We start from the raw sequence: 15,018 nt of genomic DNA, 5'->3' as shown, positions 1-15,018 counted from the left end.
ACGCCGGAGCGCAGCGCAGGCGGCGGGTGAGGGGCGAGGCAGACTGCCCATCACAAGCTCGCAGCCTGCCGACTGGGCAATCGCGGAGTCGGAGAGGTTGATTGTATGGCAACATCGTGCACGGCCCCTCACCCGGATCGCCCGAGGGCGATCCGACCTCTCCCCGCAAAAGGGCGGGGAGAGGTGAAGAGGCCACCATTGACTCTTCGTGAGATCGTTATAAAATATAATCATTCTGGACAGGAAGTAATAAAGCCATGGGAAACGCCGCCTCCGCCGCGAGTGATGCATCGCTGCTCAAGATCGAGACCAAGGGCGCGGTGTTGACCATCGGGCTCAACCGTCCCGCCAAGCGCAATGCGCTGAACGACGGCATCATCCTGGCGCTGCGTGACTGTTTCACCGCGATTCCCGACGAGATCGGCGCCGTGATCATCCACGGCATCGGCGACCATTTCTCCTCCGGCCTCGATCTGTCCGAGCTCAGCGAGCGCGATGCGACCGAAGGTCTCATCCATTCCCAGATGTGGCATCGCGTGTTCGACCGCATCCAGTATTGCCGCGTGCCCGTGATCGCGGCGCTGAAGGGTGCGGTGATCGGCGGCGGGCTGGAGCTGGCCTGCGCGGCGCATATCCGCGTCGCCGAACCGTCCGCATACTTCGCGCTGCCCGAGGGCCAGCGCGGCATCTTCGTCGGCGGCGGCGGCTCGGTGCGGCTGCCGCGGCTGATCGGCGTGCCCCGCATGGCCGACATGATGCTGACCGGCCGGGTCTATTCCGCGACCGAAGGCGCGGCCTACGGCTTCTCGCAATATCTCACCGAAGATGGCGGTGCGCTGCCCAAGGCGCTGGAATTGGCCGAGCGGGTCGCGGCGAATGCGCCGCTGACCAATTTCGCCGTGCTGCAGGCATTGCCGATGATCGCGGAAGCCAATCCGCAGACCGGCCTGTTGATGGAATCGCTGATGGCGACCGTTGCGCAAAGCGACAAGGAAGCCAAGAAGCGGATCCGCGCGTTTCTGGACCGCAAGACCGCCAAGGTGAAGCCGACATGAGCGCCCAGCCCAAGACGCCAGCGCCCGGCACTAGCGTACATCCGCTGCGGCCGATCTCGTTCGGCAACCCCGAGGTCACGGTCGAGCGCGGCGACAACGGCACAATCTATCTGCGCCCGAAGGCAAAACTGCTCGAATATCCCACCCGCATCACCGACCGCCTGCATCACTGGGCCAAGGCCGAGCCGAACCGCGTGTTCATGGCCGAGCGTGTTTCAGGCGGCGGCTGGCGCAAGATTACCTATGCGCAGCTCCTGGAAACGACACGGCATATCGCCTCCGCGCTGATCGCGCGCGGGCTCTCGGCCGAGCGGCCGATCGTGATCCTGTCGGGCAACTCGATCGACCACGTGCTGATTGCCTTCGGCGCGTTCTATGCCGGCGTGCCGTTCTGCCCGGTATCCCCGGCCTATTCGCTGGTGTCGCGCGACTACGGCAAGCTGTCCTATCTGATGAAGCTCTTGACGCCCGGCCTCGTCTTCGTCGACGACGCCGACAAGTTCGCCGATGCGCTGGTTGCCAACGTCTCACCCGGCACCGAGATTGCCGCCACCCGCGGCGCCGTGCCCGGCCGCGACGTGACCAGGCTCGCCGACCTGATCGCGACGGCGGAGCACGCGCAGCTCGACGCCACCCATGACGCGATCGGGCCGGACACGATCGCAAAATTCCTGCTGACCTCGGGCTCGACGGGCAATCCGAAGGCCGTGATCAATACCCAGCGGATGATCTGCGCCAACCAGGTGATGCTGCGCGAGACGCTGGCGTTCCTGAAGGACGAGCCGCCCGTGATCGTCGACTGGCTGCCGTGGAATCACACCTTTGGCGGCAACCACAATATCGGGCTGACGCTCTACAATGGCGGCTCGATGTATCTCGACGAGGGCAAGCCGATGCCCGGCGGCATCGAGGAGACCGTGCGAAACCTGCGCGAGATCTCGCCGACCGTCTATTTCAACGTCCCCAAGGGTTACGAGTCGCTGCTGCCCTATCTGCGCGACGATGCGAGCCTGCGCGCAAAGTTCTTCGACCGGCTGCATGCGATGTTCTTCTCGGGGGCTGCACTGTCGCCGTTCATCTGGAACAGCCTGGACGAGCTGGCAGTGCAGGAGAAGGGCTATCGCGTGCCGATGCTCACGGGGCTCGGCGCCACCGAGACCTCGCCGTTCTTCATGTCGGTACGACCAGCCACCAGCCGCTCCGGCCATGTCGGCCTCCCCGTCTCGGGCAACGACGCCAAGCTGGTGCCGAACAACGGCAAGCTCGAGGTTCGCGCCAAGGGCCCGAACGTGATGCCCGGCTACTGGCGGCAGCCCGAGATAACGGCGAAATCCTTCGACGAGGAAGGTTTCTACAAGCTCGGCGACGCCCTGAAGCCGGTCGATCCCGATGACTTCAATGCCGGCCTCGATTTCGACGGCCGCGTCGGCGAGGATTTCAAGCTAGCGAGCGGCACCTGGGTCAGCGTCGGTCCCTTGCGCGCGCGCTTCGTCGGCACCTGCGCGCCCTTGGTGCGCGACGCCGTGATCGCGGGTATCAACCGCGACGAGATCTCGGCACTGGTCGTGCTCGACCTCGACGGCTGCCGCCTGATCAATCCGCAGCTTCCGGCCAATGATCTCGCCGCCGCCGCCAACGATCCGATCGTGCGCGCCGCCTTCCGCGAACGCTTCGCGGAGTTTCTCGCCGGCGCCACCGGCTCGTCGACCCGCATCAGCCGCGCGGTGCTGCTCGACACGCCGCTATCGATCGATCGTGGCGAGGTCACCGACAAGGGCTCTATCAACCAGCGCGCGGTGCTGGAGAATCGCAGCGTCCTGGTCGAGTCGATTTATGCCGAGACGCCGCCGGCGTCCGTGATCACCGCACGCTAAAATTTTCACAGGATCCAGGGAGAGACACATGCAGTTGAAGGATCAAGCCGCCATCGTCACCGGAGGCGCATCGGGATTGGGCGCCGCCACCGCACGCAAGCTGGCCGCGCAAGGCGCCAAGGTCGCGGTCTGCGACCTCAATGAAAAGCTCGCCGAGAGCGTCGCGGCCGAGATCTGCGGCGTCGCCGTGATCTGCGACGTCTCCGACGCCGCCTCCGCCGAAGCCGCGGTGGCAAAGGCCTCCGCCGCGCATGGTCCGGCCCGCGTGCTGGTGAACTGCGCCGGCATCGGCGTGGCCAAGCGCGTGATCGGCCGCGACGGCCCGATGGCGCTCGCCGATTTCGACAAGGTGATCAAGGTCAATTTGCTTGGCTCGTTCAACATGCTGCGGCTTGCGACCGCCGACATGTCCAAGCTCGAGCCGCAGTCGACCGGCGAGCGCGGCGTCGTTATCTCGACCGCCTCGGTCGCCGCCTATGACGGCCAGATCGGCCAGGCCGCCTACGCCGCCTCGAAGGGCGGCATCGTCGCGATGACCTTGCCGATCGCCCGCGAGCTCGCGCAGTTCGGCATCCGCGTGCTGACCATCGCGCCCGGCCTGTTCCTGACGCCGCTGCTCGCCAATCTGCCGCAGGAGGCTCAGGACTCGCTCGCCGCCGCGATCCCCTTCCCGCGCCGGCTCGGCGCTGCCGACGAATTCGCCTCGCTTGCGCTGCACATGGTCGACAACCCCTACCTGAACGGCGAAGTGGTGCGGCTCGATGCCGCGCTCCGGATGGCGCCGAAGTAAGCCAGGTCAAGTTAAGGTAAGTCCATGTTCGTCCATCGGCGCGACGTGCAGATCCAGTGGGGTGATTGCGACCCCGCCAACATCGTCTACTACCCGCGCTACTTCGCGATGTTCGACGACTCGACCGCCATCATGTTCGAGGCGGCCGGGTTCTCGAAGCAGGACATCGTTCACAAATACGGACTGGTCGGCATTCCCATGGTCGACACGCGGGCGAAATTCCACATCCCGTCGACCCATGGCGACTGGATCAAGATCGAGACGAAGATTGCGAGCATCAAGCGCTCGAGCTTCGAGGTCGAGCACCGCGTGTTCAAGGGCGAGCGGCTTGCGATCGAGGCGTTCGAGACCCGCGTGCTCGTCGGCAAGCATCCTGATAATCCCGACAAATTGAAGTCGGCGCCGTTTCCGCAGGAGATCATCGACCGCTTCATGAAGGGCTGACCTACACTCCTTCATGACCTAAAGAAGGGGCTGAATTGGCTCCAAAAACCGGCTTAAAACCAAAAATCATATCCGCAGGGAGGAATGAATGAAGAAGACTTATCTCGCCACAGCTGTGCTCGCGGCGGTTCTCGCACTGCCAGGTGCGCCGGCGTTCGCGCAGAGCAACGAAATCGTCATCGGCATCACGATCTCGACCACCGGTCCGGCGGCGGCGCTCGGCATCCCCGAACGCAACGCGCTCGACTTCGTGCCGAAGGAGATCGGCGGCGTGCCGCTGAAGCTGATCGTGCTCGACGACGGCGGCGACCCGACGGCCGCGACCACCAATTCGCGGCGCTTCGTGACGGAGTCCAAGGCCGACATCATCATGGGCAGCTGCATCACGCCGACGACGATCGCGGTGTCGGCGGTCGCCAACGAGGCCGGCATTCCGCATTTCGGTCTCGCGCCATTCCCGATCAACGAGGCACGCGCCAAGTGGTCGGTCGACATGCCGCAGTCGGTGCCGATCATGGGCAAGGTGGTCTACGAGCACATGAAGGCGCACAACATCAAGACCGTCGGCTATATCGGCTACTCCGATTCCTACGGCGATCTCTGGTTCAACGATTTCAAGAACCAGGCCGTGCCGATGGGCCTCTCCATCGCCGACGAGGAGCGCTTCGCGCGCACCGACACGTCGGTCGCGGGCCAGGTGCTGAAGCTCGTCGCCGCCAATCCCGACGCGATCCTGGTCGGCGCCTCCGGCACCGCCGCGGCGCTGCCGCAGACCGCGCTGCGCGAGCGCGGCTACAAGGGCCTGATCTACCAGACCCACGGCGCCGCCAGCATGGACTTCATCCGCATCGCGGGCGCGGCGGCGGAAGGCGTGATCATGGTCTCGGGTCCGGTGATGTCGCCGGAAACGCAGCCGGACTCGGCGCTGACCAAGAAGCCGGGCCTCGCGCTCAACACCGCCTATGAAGCCAAGTATGGCCCGAACAGCCGCAGCCAGTTCGCCGGCCATTCCTATGACGCCTTCGAGGTGCTGAAGCGCATCATCCCGGTGGCGCTGAAGGCCGGCAAGCCCGGCACGCCGGAATTCCGCGAAGGCATCCGCCAGGCGTTCATGTCGGAAAAGGAAATCGCCGCCTCGCAGGGCGTCTACAACTGGACCGAAAAGGATCGCTACGGCCTCGACGAGCGTTCGCGCATCCTGCTGACGGTCAAGGACGGAAAATACGTCCCGGCGATGTAAGCCCCGCCAAGAATACGAATACAACTACGAATACGAAAGCCGGCCTCTCGCGAGGCCGGCTTTTTTCATGGCGCCGCGTGGGTGGCGCTACAGCACCTGGTGCACGTCGATCACGACGCGGTCGGCGTGGCGGGCGGCGGAGGCGATGAAGATGTGCTGCATCAGCCAGCGATACTTCTCGCTGCCGGTCTCGAATTTCGGCACCGTGCGGAAATAGATCAGCTCCGGATCGACCGGCTCGCCGCGCTTCAGCTTCTGCAGCAGATCCACCGGCCCGAAGCGGATGCCCTTGTTCTCGACATAGACCACCGCGCCGTCATCGGTCTCGAAGGCGTATTTGGCCTCCAGCTCGATCAGCTCGTTGGGGCGGATGATCTGGAAATCGGCGCCGAAGCCCAGCACCTTGCCGTTCACCTTCTCGCCCTTCACCTCGCCGCCGATGATCGGGATGATGCGGCGAACGCCGCTGCCGATGTCGCCCGCCGACGTCACGTCGGCAATGCGCGCGGTGATGGTGAAGGCGTACTTGGTGTGAATCTCTGGTGTCATGATTTAACCAGCCATGCGATGCGGCAGCCAGGTCGCGAGCAGCGGGAACAGGATCAGGATCACCAGCCGGATCAGGTCCGTGACCACAAAGGGCAGCACGCCGACGAAGATGGTCGACATGTTGACGTCCTTGATCACGCTCTTGATCACGAACACGTTCATGCCGACCGGCGGATGGATCAGGCCGAGCTCGACCGTCATCACGATGACGATGCCGAACCAGATCGGATCGAAGCCGAGCGAGGTCACGACCGGGAACACGATCGGCACGGTGAGGATCACCATCGCCATCGCGTCCATCAGGCAGCCGAGCACGAGATACATCAAGAGGATCAGCGCCAGCACGCCGTAGGGGCCGATGCCGAGGCCGGTCAGGAACGCGGTGACGTTCTGCGGCGTCTGGGTGATGGTGAGGAAATAGCCGAAGCAGAGCGCGCCGATCAGCACCGTGAACACCGCCGCCGCCGTGCGCGTCGCCTGCAGCAGCGATTGCAGGATGCCATCCTTGGTGAGCTTGCCGCGGAGGATGCCGATCAGGAAGGCGCCGACGGCGCCGACCGCACCGGCCTCGGTCGGGATGAAGAAGCCGCCATAGAGGCCGCCGATCACAAACAAAAACAGCAGCAGCGGCGACCAGACGTCGCGCAGCGCCAGCACGCGCTCGTGCCACGACGCCCGTTTGCCTGCGGGGAGGAATCCCGGTCGCGCCACGCCGATGATGCCGATCGTGATCATGTGCATCACGATCGCGAGCAGGCCCGGCACCACGCCGGCCATGAACAGCATGGCGATGTCCTGCTGGGTGATGATGCCGTAGACCGCGAGCACGGTCGACGGCGGCAGCATCGCCCCTAGCGTGCCGCCGACCGCGATCACGCCGGTCGCAAACGACTGCGGATAGCCGAAGCGGCGCATCTCCGGATAGGCCACCGCGGAGAAGGTCGCGGCGGTCGCGACCGACGAGCCGGAGATCGCGGCAAACCCGCCGCAGGCGCCGATCGTCGCAATGCCGAGCCCGCCCTTCCAATGGCCGACAAAGGTGTTGGCGGCGCGGAACAGCTCGCGGCTGATGCCGGAGACCGAGACGAACGCGCCCATCAACAGGAACATCGGGATCACGCCGAAGGAATAATCCGTCACCGTGCGCATCGTGGTCTGGCCGATCAGCTTCAGCGCCGGCGCAAAGCCGGTCAGGTAACCGAAGCCGGTGATGCCGACGAGGCCCATCGCCATGCCGACCGGCACGCGCAGCAGCATCAGCACGAACAGGCTGACAAAGCCGAGGACGGCTACAGTCTCGGGTGACATCGCCGTCTACTCCGCAGTCTTGATCTTGGCGTCATGGATGTCTTCCGGATGGAAGATCAGCCGATACGTACGGATCGCGATCAGCAGCACCGCCGAGACGTCGCCGATCCACGATACCAGGAAGAACGGCCAGATCGGCACGCCCAGATCCATGGTGACGATGTGGCCGTTCCGGGTGTCGATCACCTTGTCGATCAGCGTATAGGTCTGCACGCTCACCACGAACAGCAGCACCAGCGTCGCGAAGATGTCGATCCAGCGCTGGTAGCGCGGTGAGGCATTGGCCCAGACCAGGTCCACCGTGATGTGGGTGCCGCGATAGCTGGTCGCCGCGATGCCCCAGAAGATCAGGATGCCGAGCAGGAACTGGCCGAAATTGTAATAGTCGGGAATCGTCACCGAAAAGAACTTGCGCATGAACACCGCGGTGAAGGTGTTGAGCGCGACCACGCCGACGAAGAACGCCGCGACCCATTCGATGGAGTCGATGAAGCGGTCCATGACGTTCTTGTGCGCCGGCTCGGGCGGACCGGTGATGACACCGTCTTGGGTCACTTCAGTATTGGCAGCCATGGCTCGAAATCCCACCCCGCGTCATGGCCGGGCTTGTCCCGGCCATCCACGACTTACTTCGCTTTGGCCAAGACGTGGATGCCCGGCACAAGGCCGGGCATGACGTCTTAAGCTGATCGTTTAAATCCCCGCCCCGAACTTCTGCAGCGCGGCCTGCAAATCGGCTTCGATCTTGGCGGCGTCGCCGCCGGCTTTCTTCACGGCTTCGGCCCAGCTGTCGCGCAGCGGCTTGACCGCCTTCTTCCACTCGGCGAGCTGGTCCGGCGTCAGCGGGTAGACCTCGTGTCCCTCCAGCGCCTTCATCTTGGTGCGGCCGTTGGCCTCGAAGTCGGTCCAGGGATCGGTGACCTTGGAGGCCCATTGCGGCGTGCAGTGATCGTCGATCACCTTCTTCTGCGCGTCCGACATCGAGTTATACTTGGCGAGGTTCATGTTGTAGGTGAACACCGTCGAGTACAGCGGCACGTCCATGTGGTACTTGACCACCTTGTCGATGCCGAACAGGAAGATCGAGCCCCAGGGGAAGGTGATCTCGTCGGCGACGCCGCGCTCGATCGCGTCGCGCGATTCCGGCGCCGAGGCCTGCACATTGGTGCCGCCGAACATCTTGACCATTTCACCGATCGTGCTCTGCGCCGGGCGCACCTTCACGCCGTTGAGGTCGGACGGCACCACGATCTTCTTCTTGCCGTGCAGCGCGCCGGGATCATGGATGAAGGCGAAGCAGAGCTTGGTGTCCTTCATCTCGGTCGGCGCGTATTTATGGTACCATTCGTTCAGCGCCAGGGTGCCCTTCTTGCCGTCCGAGAAGGTGAACGGCAGCTGGCCGGCGGCCGCGATCGGGAAGCGGCCGGGCTGATAGCCGGGATTGACGTAGGTGATGTCGGCGATGCCGTCGCGCGCCATGTCGTAATGGTCGAACGCCTTGCCGAGCTGCTCGGAGGGGAACACGGCCACCTTGATGGTGCCGCCCGAGGCCTTCTCGATGTCGGCGGCCCAGGCCTGCGTGGCCGGCACCAGCGGATGCGCCGGCGGCACCCACAGCGACACTTTCAGATTGACGGTCTTGTCCTGCGCAAATGCAGGCCCAACGGCCGGCGTCACCGCGGCGGCCAACAGCAGCGCCAACACAATCTTCCTCATCGGCCTTCTCTCCCTCTTGCTTCAGGCGGACGTCGGGCGCCCGCTCATTACTTAACATGTTATCTATTTTGCGGACGGGATCAAGACGGAAGACGCCGCCATGACACCGCGTCGCATCCCCGGAATCCCGCCGTCCCGCCCTCTCGCACTGCGGCGAAGAGCAAGGTCTTGCGCAAACCGGCCTTGCCAGAACTGTTATATGATATAATCATCATTGCAAGGTGACGACAGCCGGCTGCTGTGCGGGTATAGGTTCGAACCTACAGGATCGGGAGGAGCAAGTATTGCGGACAAAAGTAGCAATCATAGGCGCAGGTCCGGCCGGACTGTTGCTTGGGCAACTACTTCATGCATATGGCGTGGACAACGTCATCCTGGAGCGGCAGACCCCGGAATATGTGCTGGGGCGGATCCGCGCCGGCCTGCTCGAGGAAGGCACCGTGGCCCTGCTGGAGAAGGTCGCGGCCGCCGGCCGCCTGCACCAGGAAGGACTGATCCACCACGGCATCGAGCTCGCCTTCGACGGCGCGCGGCATCGCATCGACATGCACGCCACGACCGGCAAGACGGTCACGATCTACGGCCAGACCGAGGTCACGCTCGACCTGATGAACGCCCGCAAGGCCGCCGGCCTGACGTCGATCTACTCGGCGGCCGAGGTCAAGCCGCATGATTTCGACACCGACCATCCGCGTGTCACCTATGTGAAGGACGGAGTGGCCCACGAAATCCAGTGCGATTTCATCGCCGGCTGCGACGGTTTCCACGGCGTCAGCCGCGCCAGCGTGCCGGCGTCGGCGCTCAAGACCTATGAGCGGGTCTATCCGTTCGGCTGGCTCGGCATCCTTTCGGAGACCCCGCCCGTGTCGCCGGAACTGATCTACAGCAACCACGAACGCGGTTTTGCGCTCTGCACCATGCGCTCCACCAAGCGCAGCCGCTACTATGTGCAGTGCCCGCTCGATGATCACGTCGATCAATGGTCGGACCAGCGGTTCTGGGACGAGCTGAGGCGCCGGGTCGACCAGAAGGCCGCCGACGAGATGGTCATCGGCCCCTCGATCGAGAAGAGCATCGCGCCGTTGCGCAGCTTCGTCGCCGAGCCGATGCGGTTCGGCCGGATGTTCCTGGCCGGCGACGCCTCCCATATCGTGCCGCCGACCGGCGCCAAGGGGCTCAACCTCGCCGCCAGCGACGTGCACTACCTGTCGCAGGCCTTCCGCGAGTTTTATGACGACAAGTCGTCCGCGGGGATCGACGGCTATTCGGCCCGCGCGCTGGCGCGGGTCTGGAAGGCGGTGCGCTTCTCCTGGTGGATGACCTCGATGCTGCACAGATTCCCCGACGAAGGCGACTTCGCCGCACGCATCCAGATCGCCGAGCTGAACTACCTGGTCAGCTCGCAGGCGGCGTCGACGTCACTGTCGGAGAATTATGTCGGGCTGCCGTTCTAGCGGCGGCCACGTCGCGCTCAGCTTCATTCGTCATGACCGGGCTTGTCCCGGTCATGACGAAGCCTGAGCGCCTCTCAGGCGCTCTTCGACTTCTTCTTCGGACGCGACGTGTTCAGCTCGACCGCTGCGCGGATCAGCGCCTTCAAGGCCTTCTCGTCGATCGTCTCGCCCTCACGGATGTCGATCGCGCGGCGGACGTTGCCTTCGAGGCTGGAGTTGAAGAGGCCTTTCGGATCGTCCAGCGCGGCGCCCTTGGCAAAGGTCATCTTCACGACGGCCTTGTAGGTCTCGCCGGTGCAGATGATCCCGTCATGCTCCCACACCGGCACACCGCGCCACTTCCATTCCTCGACCACCTCAGGGTCGGCCTGCTTGATGATGGCGCGGATCCGCGCCAGCGTCTCGCCGCGCCAGTCACCGAGCTCCTTGATCCTGCCGTCGATATGACGGGACGGAGAAGCTCCGCCGGCGTCCTTGGCTGCGGTATTCTTCGTGGTTGTCGCGGCTTTCTTCATTGCACCCACTCCGACCGTCACGCCTGGCCGTTACGCCATGTCGCGGTATAGGGCAGCGCGAACATGTAGAGCCCGGTGAGCATCAGCAAGATCAGCGGGAACAGGGCCAGCAGACCGATCCACACGGCTTGCTGTTGCTGCACCATCGCGACGATGTTGACGATGACGGCCAACGTGAAGGCGATCGACAGCCAGCGGTGAACCTGCCGAATCATGATGTTCCAGTTCAATGGGGCCTCCTTTGACAACACGCGATTCAATTGGGCCGCGCCAGGACCTGATCGAGTTTCTCGAGGAACTGCTTCCACCCGGCATGGGCGCCGCCATAGGCCTGCTTCTGGTCCGGCCGGAAGCCGACCTGCTCGACCCGCAGATGGGTGCCGGCGCCCGACGGCGTCAGCGTGAACGTCACCACGCTCTTCAGATTGAAGGCTGCGTCGGCATGCGCAAAGTTCCAGGTGTAGGCCAGCGTCCTCTCGGGCTCGATGGTCAGCACCTCGCAATCCAGCACGCCGCCCCAATCGCCACGCAGATTGAACTGATGGCCGACTTGCGGCTTGAAGTCGTTCTTCATCAGCCACTCCTCCATCAAGTGCGGCTGCGTCAGCGCGCGCCACAGCTTCTCCGGCGGATGCGGGAACTCGCGCTCGACGACGACGGAGCGGACTTCGGTGGCGGTACTCATCATTGGTCCATCCTTTTCAGCAAATCCTCGAGATCATCGAACCGCTTCTGCCAGAAGCCGGTCATCTGGCTGGTCCAGTCGATCAATGGCGCCAGCGCAGCAAGCTGCGCGCTGTAGTGCGTCTGGCGTCCCTCGTGCCGGTCACGCACCAGCCCGGCCTGCTTCAGCACGCCGAGATGTTTCGACACCGCCGGCTGCGAGATTTTCGCCCGCGCCGTCAAAGCCCCGACCGTCTGCTCGCCCTCGCGGCACAAGCGCTCGAAGATCGCCCGCCGTGTCGGATCGGCAAGCGTTCGGAACAGGGTGTCGTGGGCATTCGCCATAAATGCATAACCAACCAGCTATGAGTTAATCCATAACCGATGAGTTATGGATTGGTCAAGCGGGAATGTCGCAGATTTGCGGTTTCGCCCACCGATCAGGCGGAGCGCCATATGCAGGCAAATGCCTGCCCTTGACATGCAGGTATTTGCCTGCATATTATGTTCGCATGCGAGCAAGACCAATGGACGCTGACAAGGTTTTCAAGGCGCTGGGCGATGCGACGCGGCGAAGGCTGCTCGACCTTCTCTGCGAGAACAACGGGCAGACGCTCGGCCAGCTCTGCGAAAATCTCGATATGGCCCGGCAATCCGCCACGCAGCATCTCGAGATCCTGGAGGCGGCTAATCTGGTCAGCACGGTCAAGCGTGGCCGCGAGAAGCTGCACTTCATCAACCCCGTGCCGCTCCACGATGTCTACGAGCGGTGGGTGCGGAAGTTCGAACGCGGGCGGCTCAGCCTGCTGCACGATTTGAAGAGAGAGCTCGAAGGAGAGTGAGTATGAGCAAACAGACCACCAGCTTTGTCTACGTGACCTACATCAGCTCGACACGCGAGAAGGTGTTCGAGGCCATCACCAGGCCGGAGATCGCACGGCGCTACTGGGGCCATGCGAACGTCTCCGACTGGAAGGTGGGCTCGAGATGGGAGCATGTCCGCGACAACGAGGAGCGGACCGTCAATATCGTCGGCAAGGTCGTCGAGGTCGCGCCGCCTTCGCGCCTGGTCATTACCTGGGCGAGCCCGTCGCAAGCCAACGATCCCGCAAGCTACAGCCGCGTGACGTTCGACCTCGAAGACTACGACGGTGACATGGTGAAGCTTACCGTCACCCATGACGAGCTCGAAGCCGACAGCGGCATGGCGAAGGGCATCAGCAAGGGCTGGCCAGTGGTTCTCTCCAGCTTGAAATCCCTGCTGGAAACCGGCCGCGGCCTCGATGTCTTCGCCAAGCCGAAGACGGCGTGACCCAGCGACATCGGAGGAGCACAATCATGGCCAGGATGTATGCCGGCGGATGCGCCTGTGGCGCGATCCGCTACGAGACGCGAAGTGCGCCGATTTTCGAGAACCACTGCCAATGCACGGATTGCCAGAAGCGCAGCGGCACCGGGCATGGTTCCTATCTGACCTTCCCGCAGCGCGCCGACGTCAAGATATCAGGCACGGCGTCCGAGTGGCGCGTGGCCGGCGATAGCGGGAACGAGAAGATCCACGCCTTCTGCCCGACCTGCGGAACGCCGGTCTATCTGACCTTCGCGGCGATGCCGGATTTGTTCTCGATCCCCGCGACCAGCCTGGACGATCCCGGCCTGTTCAACCCGCAGGTGCTCACCTACAGCATCCGCGGCCATGCGTGGGACAGGATCGATCCCGCGTTGAAGACATTCGAACGAATGCCGACCGGCTGAATTCGGGCGCGGTTGCGGAGGGCCGCGTCGTGCTTTGTGCCGACGCGGCTCATTCAAACACCGCTTCATTCAAACACTCCTGCAAATCCCGTTTAAAACTTTGTAGGCGGTGCAGATGTCATCGACATCGCGTTCAATGGCGCACAACGAACGCAGATTGCGAGATGCCGATGACGACAGATACGACCACCCTCCCCGAGGTCCCCGCGGGCTTCGAACCGCACTTCCGCAACAGCCCGGTCACCGATGCCTGGGCGCCGCTCTATGCCAGGAAGACCGACAAGGCCGTCATCATCGGCCTGCGGCTAGCCAAGCCGCACACCAATGGCCGCGGCCTGATTCATGGCGGCCTGATCGCGGCGCTGTCCGATAATGCGATGGGCTATAGCTGCGCGCAGGCGACCGGCTGGACGACATCGTTCGTGACGATTTCGCTCGCCGTCGATTTCATCGGCACCGCCAAGATCGGGCAGTGGCTCGCGATCGAGAGCGACGTGATCAAGACCGGCAGCACGATCTGCTTCGCGCAGTGCCTGATCAAGGCCGACGACGTCACCATCGCCCGTGCCAACGGCACGTTCCGCGTGGTGCCGAAGCAGGAGCCGGCGTGATCCGGTCCCGTGTCCCGGACGCGGTGCAGCGTGCAATGCTGCTCCGCAGAGCCGGGGCCCACACCGTACGGCAACATGGGCCTCGGCTCTGCGTCGCACCACTGACGTGATGCGCCGCGTCCGGGGCACGAGACCTAACCGAAGTGCCAGTCGCTGATCTCGGTGACGAGATCGATGAAGGTGCGCACCTTGGCCGACAACAGCCGCGAGGTCGGATAGACGATGTGAATCGGCACGGCCGGATGCTCGAACGACGCGAGCACGATTTTCACGCGACCGGCCTTCAGTGATTCCGCGGCCTGATAGAACATCACCCGCGTCAGCCCGCCGCCCTGCTCGGCATACTGGACTGCGGAATCCGAGCTGTTGGTGGAGAAGCGCGGCGTGATCGTGATGCGGATATCCTCGCCGGCGTCCTGGAAGCGCCAGTCGGGCCCGGAGGTCATGGCGCCGAACTCGATCGTGTCATGAGAGGGAATCTCGGTTGGATGCTTCGGCTCGCCGCGCGCCTTCAGATAGCTGGGCGACGCCACGATGATTCGCCGCATCTGCCCGACATGCCGCGCCACAAGCGTCGAATCCGGCAAATGGCCGATGCGGACCGCAAGATCGACGCCGTCCTCGACGAGATTGATCCGGCGGTCCGACAGGCGCAAATCAGCGCCGACGTCGGGGTAGCGCTTGAGGTAGGCCGTGACGACCGGGCTGACATGCATCCGGCCGAATCCGAACGGCGCGGAGATCACCAACCGCCCCTCAGGCCGTGTCCGCTCACCCTCGATCGCGCTCTCTGCCTCGTCGACATCGGCCAGGATCCGCCGCGCCCGTTCCAGATAGCGAGAGCCGGCGTCGGTCAGCGTCACCTGCCGGGTGGTTCGCTGCAGCAGCCGCGCGCCCAGCCGCTCCTCGAGCGCCGCGATCAGCCGGGTCACGGCCGACGGCGACAGGCCGAGCTTGCGGGCGGCCGGGGCGAACCCTTGCAGATCCGCCACCGCGACGAAGGCCTCCATGGCTTCTATCCGGTCCATGCTCACTATTGCATAT

General features: G+C 64.0%; 19 protein-coding genes. 10 read left to right on the top strand and 9 right to left on the bottom strand.

Annotation, left to right across the window (positions count from 1 at the left end; translation table 11 throughout):
- The first annotated feature begins 257 nt into the window (after positions 1-257).
- The 5 genes from JQ604_RS28450 (at position 258) to JQ604_RS28430 (ending at position 5,403) form a co-directional block, all read left to right on the top strand.
- Entirely contained in the window at positions 258-1,055 is a 798-nt protein-coding gene (locus tag JQ604_RS28450) for a crotonase/enoyl-CoA hydratase family protein (RefSeq protein WP_212363996.1), read from the top strand.
- A complete protein-coding gene (locus JQ604_RS28445; RefSeq protein ID WP_212363995.1) occupies positions 1,052-2,929 on the top strand; it encodes a feruloyl-CoA synthase in 1,878 nt (625 codons plus the stop codon). Before JQ604_RS28450 ends, JQ604_RS28445 begins: the two co-directional genes overlap by 4 nt.
- Positions 2,930-2,957: 28 nt before the next feature.
- Positions 2,958-3,719, top strand: a complete 762-nt coding sequence (locus JQ604_RS28440; RefSeq protein ID WP_212363994.1) for an SDR family NAD(P)-dependent oxidoreductase — start codon at positions 2,958-2,960, stop codon at positions 3,717-3,719.
- 24 nt (positions 3,720-3,743) lie between these two features.
- Positions 3,744-4,163, top strand: a complete 420-nt coding sequence (locus JQ604_RS28435; protein WP_212363993.1) for an acyl-CoA thioesterase — start codon at positions 3,744-3,746, stop codon at positions 4,161-4,163.
- 88 nt (positions 4,164-4,251) lie between these two features.
- The gene (locus JQ604_RS28430) at positions 4,252-5,403 is read left to right on the top strand and encodes an ABC transporter substrate-binding protein (RefSeq protein ID WP_212363992.1); all 1,152 of its coding nucleotides are present in this window, start codon (positions 4,252-4,254) and stop codon (positions 5,401-5,403) included.
- Positions 5,404-5,490: 87 nt separating this feature from the next.
- On the opposite strand, the gene JQ604_RS28425 is transcribed toward JQ604_RS28430, so the two are convergent.
- The 4 genes from JQ604_RS28425 to JQ604_RS28410 form a co-directional block, all read right to left on the bottom strand.
- Positions 5,491-5,952 carry a DUF3237 domain-containing protein gene (locus JQ604_RS28425; RefSeq protein ID WP_212363991.1) on the bottom strand — a complete coding sequence of 154 codons (462 nt, stop codon included), beginning with the start codon at positions 5,950-5,952 and terminating at the stop codon, positions 5,491-5,493.
- Between the two features lie 3 nt (positions 5,953-5,955).
- Entirely contained in the window at positions 5,956-7,260 is a 1,305-nt protein-coding gene (locus tag JQ604_RS28420; protein WP_212363990.1) for a TRAP transporter large permease, read from the bottom strand.
- Between the two features lie 6 nt (positions 7,261-7,266).
- Positions 7,267-7,761 carry a TRAP transporter small permease gene (locus tag JQ604_RS28415; protein WP_212364068.1) on the bottom strand — a complete coding sequence of 165 codons (495 nt, stop codon included), beginning with the start codon at positions 7,759-7,761 and terminating at the stop codon, positions 7,267-7,269.
- Positions 7,762-7,953: 192 nt separating this feature from the next.
- Positions 7,954-8,976 (bottom strand): TRAP transporter substrate-binding protein, encoded by a 1,023-nt coding sequence (locus JQ604_RS28410; RefSeq protein WP_212363989.1) that lies wholly within the window; start codon positions 8,974-8,976, stop codon positions 7,954-7,956.
- 284 nt (positions 8,977-9,260) lie between these two features.
- Between JQ604_RS28410 and pobA the strand changes: the two genes are divergently transcribed.
- Positions 9,261-10,430, top strand: coding sequence for a 4-hydroxybenzoate 3-monooxygenase (gene pobA / locus JQ604_RS28405; protein ID WP_212363988.1), 1,170 nt, complete (start codon positions 9,261-9,263; stop codon positions 10,428-10,430).
- Positions 10,431-10,504: 74 nt separating this feature from the next.
- On the opposite strand, the gene JQ604_RS28400 is transcribed toward pobA, so the two are convergent.
- The 4 genes from JQ604_RS28400 to JQ604_RS28385 are packed head-to-tail and all read right to left on the bottom strand — an operon-like array spanning position 10,505 to position 11,953.
- Complete coding sequence (locus JQ604_RS28400) at positions 10,505-10,945, bottom strand: DUF1801 domain-containing protein (RefSeq protein ID WP_212363987.1); 441 nt, start codon at positions 10,943-10,945, stop codon at positions 10,505-10,507.
- A gap of 17 nt (positions 10,946-10,962) precedes the next feature.
- On the bottom strand, positions 10,963-11,175 hold the full coding sequence (locus tag JQ604_RS28395) for a hypothetical protein (protein WP_212363986.1): 213 nt from the start codon (positions 11,173-11,175) through the stop codon (positions 10,963-10,965).
- A 26-nt stretch (positions 11,176-11,201) separates the two neighbouring features.
- Positions 11,202-11,633: an SRPBCC family protein gene (locus JQ604_RS28390; RefSeq protein ID WP_212363985.1), complete on the bottom strand. Its 432-nt coding sequence runs from the start codon at positions 11,631-11,633 to the stop codon at positions 11,202-11,204.
- The gene (locus JQ604_RS28385; RefSeq protein WP_212363984.1) at positions 11,630-11,953 is read right to left on the bottom strand and encodes an ArsR/SmtB family transcription factor; all 324 of its coding nucleotides are present in this window, start codon (positions 11,951-11,953) and stop codon (positions 11,630-11,632) included. The genes JQ604_RS28390 and JQ604_RS28385 overlap by 4 nt, the downstream gene beginning before the upstream one ends.
- Before the next feature lie 182 nt (positions 11,954-12,135).
- Here JQ604_RS28385 and JQ604_RS28380 point away from each other — a divergent pair, with 182 nt between their 5' ends.
- The 4 genes from JQ604_RS28380 (at position 12,136) to JQ604_RS28365 (ending at position 13,974) form a co-directional block, all read left to right on the top strand.
- Positions 12,136-12,450: an ArsR/SmtB family transcription factor gene (locus JQ604_RS28380; RefSeq protein WP_212363983.1), complete on the top strand. Its 315-nt coding sequence runs from the start codon at positions 12,136-12,138 to the stop codon at positions 12,448-12,450.
- Between the two features lie 2 nt (positions 12,451-12,452).
- Positions 12,453-12,920, top strand: a complete 468-nt coding sequence (locus JQ604_RS28375) for an SRPBCC family protein (RefSeq protein WP_212363982.1) — start codon at positions 12,453-12,455, stop codon at positions 12,918-12,920.
- A 26-nt stretch (positions 12,921-12,946) separates the two neighbouring features.
- Positions 12,947-13,363 (top strand): GFA family protein, encoded by a 417-nt coding sequence (locus JQ604_RS28370; protein WP_212363981.1) that lies wholly within the window; start codon positions 12,947-12,949, stop codon positions 13,361-13,363.
- A gap of 170 nt (positions 13,364-13,533) precedes the next feature.
- On the top strand, positions 13,534-13,974 hold the full coding sequence (locus JQ604_RS28365; RefSeq protein ID WP_212363980.1) for a PaaI family thioesterase: 441 nt from the start codon (positions 13,534-13,536) through the stop codon (positions 13,972-13,974).
- A 134-nt stretch (positions 13,975-14,108) separates the two neighbouring features.
- Here JQ604_RS28365 and JQ604_RS28360 read toward each other — a convergent pair whose 3' ends face one another.
- Positions 14,109-15,002 (bottom strand): LysR family transcriptional regulator, encoded by an 894-nt coding sequence (locus tag JQ604_RS28360; protein WP_212363979.1) that lies wholly within the window; start codon positions 15,000-15,002, stop codon positions 14,109-14,111.
- Positions 15,003-15,018 lie beyond the last annotated feature (16 nt).

Origin of the sequence: Bradyrhizobium jicamae, from assembly GCF_018130695.1 — a bacterium.
GTDB lineage: Bacteria > Pseudomonadota > Alphaproteobacteria > Rhizobiales > Xanthobacteraceae > Bradyrhizobium > Bradyrhizobium jicamae_B.
The sequence above is the reverse complement of the archived record's forward strand: the minus strand, read 5'-3'. Positions and strand labels throughout refer to the sequence as shown.